The following is a 12,844-nucleotide window of genomic DNA, read 5'->3' as shown; positions in this document are numbered from 1 at the left end:
GATCCTTCAGGCGGAAAAAAGCAGACAGTCTTCAGTTCTGAAGCACGCATGCAGCGTCTCGCCGGCGGACCAGTTGCCCAAGCCCGCGTGCGCCGTGTTAGGCACGAGCGCGACGAGACTCTGGCCGCGCTCGCTCGTGAGCCGCAATTCGACGGTCGCGCCAAGATAGACCTTGTCGGCAAGCTGAACCGGAATCGACACTTCGCTGTTCTCCGGCGCCGCGGCGAGACGCAGACGCTCCGGACGTATGCCGAGCGTGGTCGCGCCGGGCGCGGCCGCCTTCACCGCAATCCGCTCGCCCTTCGCGGTGATGAACTGGCCGTTGTCGACGTGCCCCGCCAGAAAATTCATGCGGCCGAGAAAGTTCGCGACAAAAGGGTTCGCGGGCCGCTCGTAAAGCTCGTCCGCGCTGCCGATCTGCTGCACGCGCCCATCGTGCATGACGGCCACGCGGTCCGCCATCGCCAGCGCTTCTTCCTGATCGTGCGTGACGAAGATCGTCGTGAGACCCAGGCGCTGCTGGAGCGCACGAATCTCCTCGCGCACTTCGACACGCAGCTTCGCATCGAGGTTGGACAGCGGCTCGTCGAGCAGGAATACGTCAGGACGAATCGCCAATGCGCGCGCAATCGCGACGCGCTGCTGCTGGCCGCCCGACAACTGCCGCGGGTAACGTTCCGCAAGCGATGTGAGACGCACCATGTCGAGCGCTTCGCGGATGCGCGTCGCGCGCTCCGCTTTCGGCACGCGCCGCATTTCCAGACCGAACGCGACGTTCTGCGCGACTGTCATGTGAGGAAACAGCGCATAGCGCTGAAACACCATGCCGGTGTTGCGTTTGTCGGGCGCGAGCCGCGTAACCTCGGTATTGCCGATCCAGATTTCGCCGGCGCTCGGCTCGACGAAACCCGCGACCATGCGCAGCGTCGTCGTCTTGCCGCAACCGCTCGGACCGAGAAATGCAACGAGCTCGCCCTCGGCGATATCGAACGACACATCGGAGACAGCGGTCGTCGCGCCGTATTGCTTGCGCAGATTGCGCAGGGATACCTGAGCCATGTTCAGATCACCTTGCCGAGTTTCACGAAACGATCGGTAATCAGCATCACGATGCCGAGCAGCACGATCTGCGCAGCCGAAACCGCCGCGATGGTGGGGTCGAGATTGAATTCGAGGTACTGCATGATCGCGATGGGCAAGGTCGTCTTGCCGGGACCGACGAGCGGCAGCGTCATTTCGAGGTTCTCGAACGAGACGATGAAACCGAATAGCGTCGAGGCGACGATCGCCGGACGCAGCATCGGCAGCGTGACGCGCCACAACGTGCGCCACGGGCCAGCGCCGAGATTGCGCGCCGCTTCTTCGACGGTGGCGTCGATCTGGCCGAGGCTCGCCGTAACGAGCCGGATCGTCCACGGAATCGTGAGACAGATATGCGCGAGCAGAAGACCGCCGAACGTGCCGACGATGTCGATGTCGAGCGCGTTCTCGGCGCGCAGATAGAACAGATACGCGGCGATGCCGGCGACGATGCCCGGCACCACGAGCGGCAGCAGCAGCACGTTGCCGACGAGGCGGCGCCCCGCGAAACGATAGCGTGCAAGCGCGAGCGACGCCGCGACACCGAGCACGACGCCGCCGAGCGCCGCGCCCGCGGCGAGCTTCATCGAGAGTACGAAGCCATTCGCGAACGCATCGTTATGCCATGCGTTGACGTACCACGAGAGCGTGTAGCCGGACGGCGGAAACGTGATGATCGCGTCTTTGAAAAAGCTCAGCCAGATCACGAAGATGAGCGGGCTCAGCATGAACAGGTAGATGAGCGCGACGCCTGCGCGGACGAACCATGTTGCCGGAAGCAGACGGGGACGGGAGCGGGAAAACGCACGCGAGGAAACGATGCTGCTACGGTCGATCGGAACCTGCGTCACCGCGCTTTCTCCTTGGGTAGGAATAACACGTTTGGCTGGTGCTGCGACGGAGTGACGGCATGAAGCCGTCTCCAGGTCAGGCGCGGCTGTAGCTGTATGGAATGTAGATTTGCATAGCCTTGCCAACTTCGATTCACAGTAGCATGAACAAAAAGATGCGCAAAGCGGAGCGAGCTGGGGTTTACGCGGGAGAGGTTGCAGGCGCGATGGGCGGTTTGGGAGCAGGTGAAGGCCAGCACCACGGCCCACCCGCCGCCAAGGGTTTCCCCTCCTTCATCGAGCAAAAAAATATCCTACTATCAGTAACTTAAAACTAACTAACTCATCAATTAGTTATACGGACATGCCCCAGCCCAGCCGCTCCCGCATGGGTCGCCGTCCTCATTCGCAGGACTTCGACGCGCGCGAACATCTGCTCGATACCGCGGTGGCGCTCTTCGCCGAGCGCGGCATCGCCAACACGACGGTTGCGCAGATCGCAACGGCGAGCGGCGTGACGTCCGCGATGGTGCACTACTGGTTCCAGACACGCGAAAAACTGCTCGACGCACTGTTCGAGGAAAAGCTCGTCGCCGCCTTCGGCGCGATCTGGGAACCAGTCGATACCGAGCAGGACGATCCGCTTGCGCTCACGCAGGGCATCGTCAAACGCATGTTCGATGTCACCGAAAAAATGCCGTGGCTACCCTCGCTATGGCTGCGCGAAATCGTCAATGAAGGCGGTCTGCTGCGCGAGCGCGCGTTTGGGCACATCCCTTTGCAGAAGCTCGCGGGGTTTGGTCAGAACATTGCGCGCGGCTGTGCGTCGGGCCAGCTGAACGCGCAGCTCGAACCGTTGCTGCTGTTCAACTCGGTGCTTGCCCTTGTGATGCTGCCGCAGGCAACCGCAAAGATCTGGCAGCGCCTGAATCCGCGCGCCTCGTTCGATCGCGTGACGCTCGAACGCCATGTCGTCGCGCTGCTCACGCGGGGGATGAGCGCAAACCCCACTCCCGCGCCGACGTCCACGGCGCGCCGGGCGAAAAGGAAGCCGTCATGATTCCATCCGCGCTCAAATCCCGGCTTGCCGCTGTGCTGGCACTGTGCATCGTGTGCGCGAGCTGCTCGCGGCAACCGGCGAACACCTGGCAAGGCTATGTGGAAGGCGAGTTCCTGTACCTCGCGTCCTCGCAGGCGGGGCAATTGACCCAGCTAACGGTTTCACGCGGGCAGACCGTCACGGAGAACACTCCGCTCTTCGCGCTCGAAGCACAGAACGAAACCGAGGCCGTTGCGCAGGCCAGCGAGCAATTGCGCGCGGCCCGCGCCCAGCTTGCCGACCTTGCAACCGGCAAGCGGCCGCCGGAAGTCGACGTGACCCGCGCGCAACTCGTGCAGGCCGAAGCCGACGCGGCACGCGCCGCGACCCAGTACAGCCGCGACGAACAGCAATTGCGCGCGGGCGGCATCCCGCAAAGCCAGCTCGACGACTCGCGTGCGAACGCGCTTTCGACCGCCGCGCGCGTGCGCGAGCTGCAAAACCAGGTCGCGGTCGCCCGTCTGCCGGGACGTATCGAACAGATCCGCGCGCAACAGGCACAGGTCGACGCGGCCCAGGCCCAGCTCGGCCAGGCGCAATGGAAACTCGATCAGAAAAGCGTGCGCGCGCCGCATGGAGGCCTCGTGTTCGACACGATGTATCGCAGCGGCGAATGGGTGCCGGCCGGCAGTCCCGTCGTGCGCATGCTGCCGCCGGAAAACGTCAAGGTGCGCTTTTTCGTGCCCGAGGCGGTGGTCGGTTCACTCGCGCCGGGCCGGCACGTATCGATTCATTGCGACGGCTGCGCAGCCGATGTGCCGGCCGTGCTCAGCTTCATTTCGGACCAGGCGGAGTACACGCCGCCCGTGATCTACAGCAACGAAAGCCGCTCGAAGCTGGTGTTCATGGTCGAAGCCAAACCGCAGACCGCCGATGCGCCGAAACTGCGGCCCGGCCAGCCTGTCACGGTGACGCTGCAATGAGCGCGCCTTCGCCCCTCGGCAATCCGGCCGCCCCCGTATACGCGATCGACGTGCACGGGCTGAACAAGCATTTCGGCACGAAGCACGTCGTCAACGACGTATCGCTGCGCGTGCAGCGCGGCGAAATTTTCGGCTTTCTCGGCCCGAACGGCAGCGGCAAAACCACCTGCATCCGCATGATGTGCGGCCTGCTCACGCCCGACTCCGGCAGCGGCACGTGCCTCGGCTACGACATCGTGCGCGACAGCGCCCAGATCAAACGGCGCACCGGCTACATGACGCAACGTTTCTCCTATTGGGAAGATCTGACGATCCGCGAAAATCTCGACTTCGTCGCGCGCATCTACGAGATGAAAAATCGCCGCGACGCGGTGGACCGCGCGCTCGAACAGCTCGGTCTCGAGAGCCGCGCGAAGCAGTTGGCTGGTGCATTGTCGGGCGGCTGGAAACAGCGTCTCGCGCTTGCCGCGTGCATGCTGCACGAACCGGAACTGCTGCTGCTCGACGAACCGACAGCGGGCGTCGACCCGAGCGCGCGCCGCGACTTCTGGGAAGAACTGCACCGCCTCGCGGCAAGCGGCATCTCGGTGCTCGTCAGCACGCACTATATGGACGAAGCGGAACGCTGCCACAAGCTCGCCTATATCGCGTACGGCAAGCTGCTGGCGCAAGGTACGTCGAAGGAGGTCATCGATTCGCAGGGGCTCGCGACGTGGACCGTGTACGGCCAGAATCTCGTCGAACTCGGCGAACGACTGCGCCGCTCACCCGGTGTCGAGCAGACAGTCGCGTTCGGCTCGTCGCTGCACGTGAGCGGCCCGGACACGCCCGAGCTGCATGCGACGCTCCAACAACTGGCCCATTCGAATCCTGCGCTACGGATCGAAAGACAGGAAACCGGCCTCGAGGATGTGTTCATCTTCATGATGAACCACTCGACCGACAACTACGCAGCGCCTTCCACGGACCCGGCATCGTGAACACCGCACGCCGCTTTCCGCGCTTTTCGCTGACACGCTGGTGGAGCATCGTGCGCAAGGAGTTTCTGCAACTCAAGCGCGACCGCATCACGTTTGCGATGATCATCGGTCTGCCGATCATGCAGATGGCGCTGTTCGGCTTCGCGATCAACACCGACCCGAAGCATCTGCCAACCGCCGTGATCGCCGCCGACCACAGTGAATTCACGCGCAGCTTCATCATGGCGATGCGCAACTCGGATTACTTCGACATCGTCTCGACGCTGCCCGATGAAGAGTCGGGCCGCCGCGCGCTCGCGCAAGGCAAGGTGCTATTCGTGCTGAATATCCCGGTCGGCTTCACGCGCGATCTGGTCAAGGGCGCGCATCCTTCACTGCTCGTCGAAGCAGACGCGACGGACCCCACTACGGTGAGTACCGCGCTCGGCGCGCTGCCGTCGATTGCGCAGTCCGTGTTGCAGAAGGACCTCACGGGTCCGCTCTCGGCGCTCGCAATCGGCCCCGCCGCATTCGACGTTCAGTTGCACAGGCTCTACAACCCCGAAAGCGTCACGCAATACAACGTGGTGCCCGGCCTGATGGGCGTGATCCTGACGATGACGATGGTCATGATGACGGGCCTCGCGATCACACGCGAACGCGAGCGCGGCACGATGGAAAATCTGCTCGCCACGCCGGTGCTGCCGCTCGAAGTGATGACCGGCAAGATCGTGCCTTACGTGGCGATCGGTCTGATCCAGGTGAGCATCATTCTCGCGGCGGCGCGCTTCGTGTTTGAGGTGCCGTTCGAGGGCAGTCTGATCGCGCTGTATCTGTCCGCACTGCTGTTCGTCGCGGCTAATCTGACGATCGGCATTACGCTGTCGTCGCTCGCGCAGAACCAGTTACAGGCGATGCAGCTGACGATGTTCTATTTTCTGCCCAACATCCTGCTGTCGGGTTTCATGTTCCCGTTCGCGGGCATGCCGAAGTGGGCGCAGTTCATCGGCAACCTGCTGCCGCTCACTTATTTCAACCGGCTCGTGCGCGGCATTCTGCTCAAGGGCGTCGGTTGGGCCGACATGTGGCCGCATGTATGGCCGCTGCTGATCTTTCTGTGCGTCGTGATGGGTATTGCCGTGAAGTTCTATCGACGCACGCTCGATTGAGGAAGGCCCGCAATGTGTTCCGTTTCCGCCGCTTCCACCGTTCGTGCCGTTGTTTTCCGTGTTGCGGCCTGTCGTTCCGCCGCTTGCTGGCTCGCCGCATTCGGCGCAAGCGCGGCATTGTGCGCGTGCGCGGTCGGCCCGGATTTCCACCGGCCCGACGTGACCACCGTATCGAGCTATACCGCCGAGCCGCTTGCGGCAAGCACCGTTGCGTCCGACGGTCCCGGCGGCGGCGCGCAGCATTTCGTGCCGGCGGATGCGCCCGGTGACGGCTGGTGGCGTACCTTCGGCTCGCCGGCGCTAAACGCACTCGTGCAACAGGCGCTCGACGATAGCCCGACACTCGCGCAAGCCCGCGCGAAACTCGACGAAGCGCAGCAGGACTATCGCGCGCAGGCGGGCGGCACGCTGTGGCCGCAAGTCGACGCGAACCTGTCGGCCACGCGCGAGAAAATCGATCCCGCGGCACTCGGCCTGGGCGACCTGACGCAAGGCCGCTCGTTTGCGCCGTTCACGCTGTACAGCGCGCAGGTCACGGTGTCGTACACGTTCGATCTGTTCGGCGCGAATCGCCGCGCGCTCGAAGCGGTGGCCGCGCAGGTCGACTATCAGCAATACGAACTCGAAGCCGCGCGTTTGACCGTCGCGGGCAATGTCGTGACAGCGGCGATCCGGCGCGCGTCGCTCGCGCGGCAGATTGCGCTCACCGAATCGCTGCTCGCGCTACAAATGCAGCAACTCGACATTGCCGGACGCCGCTATCAGGCGGGCGGCATCTCCGAAGTCGATCTGCTGAGCCAGCGCACCCTCGTGCAGCAAACCCGCGCGACGTTACCGCCGCTGCGCACGCAACTCGCGCAAACCGACCATCAACTCGCGATCTATCTGGGACACGCCCCGGCGGAATTGGCGGCCACGCACGAACTCGCCGCACTCGATCTCGACACGCTCGTGCTGCCGGCCAACCTGCCACTAACGTTGCCGTCGACGCTCGCGCAGCAGCGGCCCGACATCCGCGCCTCCGAGGCGCTGCTGCATCAGGCGAGCGCGAACATCGGCGTCGCGACCGCGAATATGTATCCGCGCATCACGCTATCGGGCAGCGCGGCGACGGAACGCGTCAACGTGTCCGATCTGCTGACGGGCTTCAACGTGTGGAATTTCGGTGCGGGTCTTACGCAGCCGCTCTTCCACGGTGGTGAACTGCTGGCCCGCAAGCGTTCGTCCGAGGCGGCCTGGCAAGCGGCGCTGGCCGTGTACAAGCAAACCGTCCTGCAAGGGCTCCAGCAGGTCGCGGATGCACTGCGCGCGCTCGATCAGGACGCCATTGCGTTGCAGGCGCTCGACGATGCGCATCGCAGCGCGCAACGCAGCGCCGGCATTGCCAGCGAACGCTATGCGGCGGGCGGCATCAGTCAATTGACGCTGCTCGATACGCAGCGGCAGGAATTGCAGACCGGACTCGATCGTACGAAAATCGCCGCGCAGCGTTATGCCGATACCGCGGCGCTGTATCAGGCGCTCGGGGCGCGCCCTTGAGCTTGCAGACGTCTATCGCCGCACCCTGTTCAGCACGAGGTACGCAAACGAGCCGATCACGATGCCCCAGAACGCGGACCCGAGTCCGAGAAACGTCATGCCCGACGCCGTGGCGAGAAACGTGATGACCGATGCCTCGCGATGGTCTTCGTCCTGGATCGCGCCCATCACGTTCGTCGTGATCGCGCCGATCAGCGCGAGGCCCGCGAGAATCGCGACGAATTCCTTGGGCAGCATCGTGAACAACGCGACAATCGCACCGGCGAACGTGCCGCCGATCAGATAGAACACGCCGTTCGCGATGCCGGCAATGTAGCGCTTGTCCGGATCGTCATGCGCATCCTTGCCTGTGCACAGCGCCGCGGTAATCGCGGCGATCACGATCGTGATGCCGCCGAAAAACGCCACGCCAATCGAAGCGATGCTCGTCGCGACGATGATCGGCCGCGCCGGTGTGTGATAGCCGGACACGCGCAGAATCGCCATGCCCGGCAGAAACTGTCCGGTCAAACTGACGACGACGAGCGGAAGCGCCAGACTCAGCGTCGAACTCAACGTCCATTCCGGTTTGATGAAAATCGGCCGCGTCACCTGCAGCGGCAAACCGCTGAAGTGCGCCGTGCCGAGCGCGATCGCGAGCACCGTGCCCGTCAGCAGCACGAGCACGATGCAATAGCGCGGCATCAGGCGTTTGAAGACGATGTACGCGCCGATCATGCCGAATGCCAACGCGGGCATCGACGCGGCGGCTTTAAATGCGTGGGTGCCGAACTGAAGCAGAATGCCCGCCATCATCCCGCAGGCGATGCCTTTGGGAATGCTGCGCACCATCCTGTCGAAATACCCGGAGACGCCGATCATCATAATGATGACGGCCGCGGTGATGTACGCGCCCACCGCCTGATGGAGCGTCAACGCGGGAAACAGCCCCACGAGCAACGCGGCGCCCGGCGCCGACCAGGCGGTCACGACCGGCACTTTCAGTGTCCAGCTTGCGAAGATACCGGACACGGCCGAGCCGATCGAGATCGCCCACACCCACGAGGCGACCATGTCGTTGGGCATATGGGCCGCTTGCGCCGCCTGAAAAAAGATCACCAGCGGGCCCGCGTAGGAAATCAGCACGGCGAGGAATCCCGCCACGATGGCGGAAATGGACCAGTCGGCCGCGAGGGCCCGTGTCGTATGCGTCTGACTATTCGTGGGATTCATTGTTGGTAGGGATCGAGGCGGCCCGCCATGCCCGACGCGCCCGGCTTCGAGGCAGTGAACTCAGGCAGCGAACTCATTCGGGGCCCATAGTATGAATGACAATAGCTGCGGGAAAAACCGGCACACTCATATTTTGCGCGCAACGGAAACAGAAACGGCAACGGTGTTGGCGCGAACGATTCGCGCCAACACTCGTGCTTTATCGCGGGCCGGACCGCGAGCCCGGTGGCGAGCCCGACCTTACCCGAGATCGCCGCCGCCCACCGGCAGCACGGTCCCGGTAATGTAGGACGCTTCGTCGGAGGCCAGAAACAGGATCGCGCCAACCTGTTCGTCGATCGTGCCATAGCGATGCATGAGGCTGGACGCAATCGTCTGATCGACGATGCCCTGATACCACTTCGCTTCCTCTTCGCTCTGCGGCGCCGCATTACGCGGCACGCGGCGCGGCGGCGCTTCGGTGCCGCCGGTCGCGACCGCGTTGATGCGGATGCCGTGCCCGGCGTGCTCGAACGCGAGGCTCGCGGTCAGCGCATTGACGCCGCCCTTCGATGCCGCATACGGCACGCGATAAATACCGCGCGTCGCAATCGACGACACGTTGACGATCGCACCGCTGCCGCGCTCGAGCATGGGTGGCAACGCTGCGCGGCAACACCACAGCGTCGGGAACAGCGAGCGTCGCACTTCGGCTTCGATCTGCTCTTCCTCGTACTCTTCGTATGGCTTCGCCCAGATCGTGCCGCCGACGTTGTTGATCAGCGCGTCGATGCGGCCGAATGCTTCGAGCGCGAAAGCGACCATCGCACGCGCGCCCGCATAGGTTTCGAGGTCGGCGATAAACGCGCGCGCATCACCTCCCGTGCGCGTGATTTCCTCGGCCACCTCGTGAACGATCGGCGAACGGTCGACGAGTACGAGCGCGGCGCCCTCGCTCGCCGCGCGCAAAGCCACGCCACGGCCAATGCCCTGCCCCGCGCCGGTCACGACGAGCGCCTTGCCCTTGAAGCGATCGATAAAGGTCGTGCTCATGCTACGTTGCTCGCCGAGAATTTTTCATAGTAGAAGTGCGCGGGCTCGATGCCGCTTTCGCGCAACCAGCCCTGCACCGCTTCGACCATCGCGACCGGGCCGCACAGATAGATATCGACGTCGCCGCTATTGAGCCATTCGCTTTCGACGTGCGCGGTCACATAGCCCTTGCGCTCATGACCGCTTGCCGAATCCACCACGCAGGTGCGGTAGCTGAAATCGGGCAGCGTGCGTTGCGCTTCTTCCAGATGTTCGAGCGCGACGAGATCGATGTCGTTGGTCACGCCGTACACGAGGCGTACCGGCTGCGTATTGCCGCTCGCCTTGAGCACGTCGAGCATCGAGAGGAACGGCGCGATGCCCGTGCCGCCCGCGAGGAACAGCACCGGGCGCTGCGGCTCGCGCAGATAGAAACTGCCATACGGGCCCGTGAAGCCGATGCGTTGCCCCGCCTGTGCCTGCGTGCTCAGATACCCGCTCATCTTTCCATCCGGCACATTGCGCACGACGAATGCCGCGCGTGTCGCGCCCGGTGCCGAGCTGAACGAATAGGACCGGCTCTCGCCGCTGCCCGGAATCTCGACGTTCACGTACTGGCCCGCGAGAAAGCTCGGCGCGCTCGCGCCGTCGATATCGATCGAAAAATGGATCGTGGAGTCCGACAGCCGTTCGACCGAGGCGAGTGTGCCTTCGAAACGCGACACACCGGTCTTGCACGCCGCCGACGACGCCTGCACGCGAACCACCAGGTCCGAACGCGGCCGCGTCTGGCACGCGAGGATATAGCGCTGGCCCGCTTCTTCGGGCGTCAGCGCATCCTCGACATAGCTCGACTCGGGCAGATCGTATTCACCCGACTCGCACAGCCCGCGGCAGGTGCCGCACGCACCTTCGCGGCAGTCGAGCGGAATGTTGATCTTCTGCCGGTACGCGGCGTCCGACAGCGTTTCATTCTCGCGGCAGCTGATAAAGCGCGTGACGCCGTCTTCGAACTGAAGTGCAATAGTGTGTTCCATGACCTGTCTCCTCCAGTCGCACCGGCTAGATGTGGTAGATGTCGATGACCTGATTGATGTAGTCGTTCTTCAGTACGACGTACTTGTTCAGAATTTGCGGCTGCGCGCCGTTGAAGTCGATCATGTAGCGCGACATGCCGAAGTAGCTGTAATTCGTCCTGTAGCGATGGCTCAGCGTGTGCCAGTTGAAACGCACCGTGTACACGCCGTTGTCCTCGCTCTCCACTTCGATGTTGGCGACGTTATGGCTCGTGCGCGTGTCGGGCATCGTCGCGCTCGAACGCTCGGTCTTGATACGGAACACGCGGTCTTCGAGCCCCTGGCGGTTCGGGTAGTAGATCAGCGAAATCTCGCGCTGCGGATCGGTGACGAGCTTGTCCTCGTCGTCCCACGACGGCATCCAGAACGACGCGTCCGGGTGATAGCAGGTCAGCCATTCGTCCCATTGCTCGTCGTCGAGCAAACGGCTTTCGCGGTACAGGAAGGCCTGAATGTCGGTCAATGCGATCTTGCTCATGCGCGGCTCCCTTGCGTGTTCAGCGCCTTTTTCATGGTGTCGATCCAGTAGCGGTGCTGCACGGTGTAGAGCCCTTCATCCTCGGTCTTCACGCCGCTCATGACCGGGTTGAGCCCGATTTTTTGCGCCGCTTCGTCCGCGCCGTCGATCCAGTGCGTCGAACCGCGGGACATGTCGTTCCATTCGAGCGCGCGAGCGGCGTAGCCGAGCTGGCACGCACGGAATTCTTCGAGGTCGTCGGGCGTCGCCATGCCGCTCACGTTGAAGAAGTCCTCGTACTGGCGGATGCGGCGCGAACGCGCTTCGTCGGATTCACCCTTCGGCGCAATGCAGTAGATCGTCACCTCGGTCTTGTTGACCGACAGCGGGCGCAGCACACGAATCTGCGAACCGAACTGGTCCATCAGATACACGTTCGGATAGAGGCACAGGTTGCGCGAGTTCTGGATCATCCAGTCGGCGCGCTCGGCGCCGCAGCGCGCGGCGAATTCCTCGCGGCGGCTGAAGTTGGGACGGTCTTCGGGATTGGCCCAGCGCGTCCACAGCAGCATGTGGCCTTGCTCGAATGCGTAGAAGCCGCCGCCCTGGCGGCCCCAGCTGCCGGCGTCCATCGCACGAATCTTGTCTTCGCGGGCGTTTTCTTCCTTGCGATGATTGGTCGTCGCCGCGTAATTCCAGTGCACCGCCGAGACGTGATAGCCGTCCGCGCCGTTTTCGGCGGTGAGCTTCCAGTTGCCCTCGTACGTATAGGTCGACGAGCCGCGTAGCACTTCGAGACCGTCTTCCGACTGGTCGACGATCATGTCGATGATGCGCGCGGCCTCGCCGAGATAGGTCTCGAGCGCAGGCACGTCCTCGTTCAGACTGCCGAACAGAAAGCCGCGATAGTTGCCGAAGCGCGCGATCTTCTTCAGATCGTGCGAGCCTTCCTTGTTGAAGCAGTCGGGATAGCCCGCGTCCGCGGGGTCTTTCACTTTCAGCAGCTTGCCGCTGTTGTTGAAGGTCCAGCCGTGGAACGGGCACGTGTAGGTCGCCTTGTTGCCGCGCTTGTAGCGGCACAGCATCGCACCGCGATGCGTGCACGCATTGATGAACGCGTTCAATTCGCCCTGCCGGTTGCGCGCGATCACGACCGGCTGGCGGCCCATATAGGTCGTGAAGTAATCGTTGTTGTTCGGAATCTGGCTTTCGTGCGCGAGGTAAATCCAGTTCCCTTCGAAAATGTGCTGCATTTCCAGCTCGAACAGACGCTCGTCGGTAAATGCGCTGCGATGCAGACGGTAGTCCCCGCTCTCGCGGTCCTCAACGAGAAAATCGTCGATGTTCTTGAGCTGCGGAGTGTGATCCGGGTAGATCGGAATCATGGTTGTCTCCTGATTCGGACAGTCGCTATGCGTGCGAAGCACGCGCATGGGAAGCGGCCGACGCTTCTAACCAGACCAGGATTTCAATGCTCTGGAGGTATAAT

Annotated in this window: 12 protein-coding genes; 5 read left to right on the top strand and 7 right to left on the bottom strand. The window is 63.3% G+C overall.

Annotated features, from left to right (window positions below; translation table 11 throughout):
• Window positions 1-6: 6 nt before the first annotated feature.
• Window positions 7-1,059: an ABC transporter ATP-binding protein gene (locus tag B9Z01_RS19110; RefSeq protein WP_085485845.1), complete on the bottom strand. Its 1,053-nt coding sequence runs from the start codon at window positions 1,057-1,059 to the stop codon at window positions 7-9.
• A gap of 2 nt (window positions 1,060-1,061) precedes the next feature.
• On the bottom strand, window positions 1,062-1,931 hold the full coding sequence (locus B9Z01_RS19105; protein WP_085485843.1) for an ABC transporter permease: 870 nt from the start codon (window positions 1,929-1,931) through the stop codon (window positions 1,062-1,064).
• A gap of 367 nt (window positions 1,932-2,298) precedes the next feature.
• Here B9Z01_RS19105 and B9Z01_RS19100 point away from each other — a divergent pair, with 367 nt between their 5' ends.
• From B9Z01_RS19100 to B9Z01_RS19080, 5 genes are read left to right on the top strand one after another with little or no spacing between them, the layout of a single operon-like run.
• Window positions 2,299-2,970, top strand: coding sequence for a TetR/AcrR family transcriptional regulator (locus B9Z01_RS19100; protein ID WP_085485841.1), 672 nt, complete (start codon window positions 2,299-2,301; stop codon window positions 2,968-2,970).
• Complete coding sequence (locus tag B9Z01_RS19095; protein WP_085485839.1) at window positions 2,967-3,932, top strand: HlyD family secretion protein; 966 nt, start codon at window positions 2,967-2,969, stop codon at window positions 3,930-3,932. The genes B9Z01_RS19100 and B9Z01_RS19095 overlap by 4 nt, the downstream gene beginning before the upstream one ends.
• On the top strand, window positions 3,929-4,912 hold the full coding sequence (locus tag B9Z01_RS19090) for an ABC transporter ATP-binding protein (protein WP_085485837.1): 984 nt from the start codon (window positions 3,929-3,931) through the stop codon (window positions 4,910-4,912). Before B9Z01_RS19095 ends, B9Z01_RS19090 begins: the two co-directional genes overlap by 4 nt.
• Window positions 4,909-6,060, top strand: coding sequence for an ABC transporter permease (locus B9Z01_RS19085; RefSeq protein WP_167387519.1), 1,152 nt, complete (start codon window positions 4,909-4,911; stop codon window positions 6,058-6,060). The genes B9Z01_RS19090 and B9Z01_RS19085 overlap by 4 nt, the downstream gene beginning before the upstream one ends.
• A 12-nt stretch (window positions 6,061-6,072) precedes the next feature.
• Window positions 6,073-7,599, top strand: a complete 1,527-nt coding sequence (locus tag B9Z01_RS19080; protein ID WP_085485835.1) for an efflux transporter outer membrane subunit — start codon at window positions 6,073-6,075, stop codon at window positions 7,597-7,599.
• A gap of 12 nt (window positions 7,600-7,611) precedes the next feature.
• Here the strand turns inward: B9Z01_RS19080 and B9Z01_RS19075 are convergent, their stop codons facing one another.
• The 5 genes from B9Z01_RS19075 to benA form a co-directional block, all read right to left on the bottom strand.
• Window positions 7,612-8,811 (bottom strand): benzoate/H(+) symporter BenE family transporter, encoded by a 1,200-nt coding sequence (locus B9Z01_RS19075; RefSeq protein WP_085485833.1) that lies wholly within the window; start codon window positions 8,809-8,811, stop codon window positions 7,612-7,614.
• A 240-nt stretch (window positions 8,812-9,051) separates the two neighbouring features.
• Window positions 9,052-9,843: a 1,6-dihydroxycyclohexa-2,4-diene-1-carboxylate dehydrogenase gene (locus B9Z01_RS19070; protein WP_085485831.1), complete on the bottom strand. Its 792-nt coding sequence runs from the start codon at window positions 9,841-9,843 to the stop codon at window positions 9,052-9,054.
• Window positions 9,840-10,859 carry a benzoate 1,2-dioxygenase electron transfer component BenC gene (gene benC / locus B9Z01_RS19065; RefSeq protein ID WP_085485829.1) on the bottom strand — a complete coding sequence of 340 codons (1,020 nt, stop codon included), beginning with the start codon at window positions 10,857-10,859 and terminating at the stop codon, window positions 9,840-9,842. Before benC ends, B9Z01_RS19070 begins: the two co-directional genes overlap by 4 nt.
• Before the next feature lie 25 nt (window positions 10,860-10,884).
• Window positions 10,885-11,376: a benzoate 1,2-dioxygenase small subunit gene (benB, locus tag B9Z01_RS19060; protein WP_085485827.1), complete on the bottom strand. Its 492-nt coding sequence runs from the start codon at window positions 11,374-11,376 to the stop codon at window positions 10,885-10,887.
• Window positions 11,373-12,740 carry a benzoate 1,2-dioxygenase large subunit gene (benA, locus tag B9Z01_RS19055; protein WP_085486495.1) on the bottom strand — a complete coding sequence of 456 codons (1,368 nt, stop codon included), beginning with the start codon at window positions 12,738-12,740 and terminating at the stop codon, window positions 11,373-11,375. The genes benB and benA overlap by 4 nt, the downstream gene beginning before the upstream one ends.
• Window positions 12,741-12,844 lie beyond the last annotated feature (104 nt).

This window comes from Paraburkholderia susongensis, from assembly GCF_900177725.1.
Lineage (GTDB): Bacteria > Pseudomonadota > Gammaproteobacteria > Burkholderiales > Burkholderiaceae > Paraburkholderia > Paraburkholderia susongensis.
This window is presented reverse-complemented; position numbering and strand designations above follow the sequence as displayed.

Coding starts and splice junctions, on each gene's coding strand:
- benB (WP_085485827.1), bottom strand. CDS start 11,376: ATGAGCAAGATCGCATTGACCGACATTCAGGCCTTCCTGTACCGCGAA.
- B9Z01_RS19075 (WP_085485833.1), bottom strand. CDS start 8,811: ATGAATCCCACGAATAGTCAGACGCATACGACACGGGCCCTCGCGGCC.
- B9Z01_RS19090 (WP_085485837.1), top strand. CDS start 3,929: ATGAGCGCGCCTTCGCCCCTCGGCAATCCGGCCGCCCCCGTATACGCG.
- B9Z01_RS19095 (WP_085485839.1), top strand. CDS start 2,967: ATGATTCCATCCGCGCTCAAATCCCGGCTTGCCGCTGTGCTGGCACTG.
- benC (WP_085485829.1), bottom strand. CDS start 10,859: ATGGAACACACTATTGCACTTCAGTTCGAAGACGGCGTCACGCGCTTT.
- B9Z01_RS19100 (WP_085485841.1), top strand. CDS start 2,299: ATGGGTCGCCGTCCTCATTCGCAGGACTTCGACGCGCGCGAACATCTG.
- B9Z01_RS19070 (WP_085485831.1), bottom strand. CDS start 9,843: ATGAGCACGACCTTTATCGATCGCTTCAAGGGCAAGGCGCTCGTCGTG.
- B9Z01_RS19110 (WP_085485845.1), bottom strand. CDS start 1,059: ATGGCTCAGGTATCCCTGCGCAATCTGCGCAAGCAATACGGCGCGACG.
- B9Z01_RS19080 (WP_085485835.1), top strand. CDS start 6,073: ATGTGTTCCGTTTCCGCCGCTTCCACCGTTCGTGCCGTTGTTTTCCGT.
- benA (WP_085486495.1), bottom strand. CDS start 12,740: ATGATTCCGATCTACCCGGATCACACTCCGCAGCTCAAGAACATCGAC.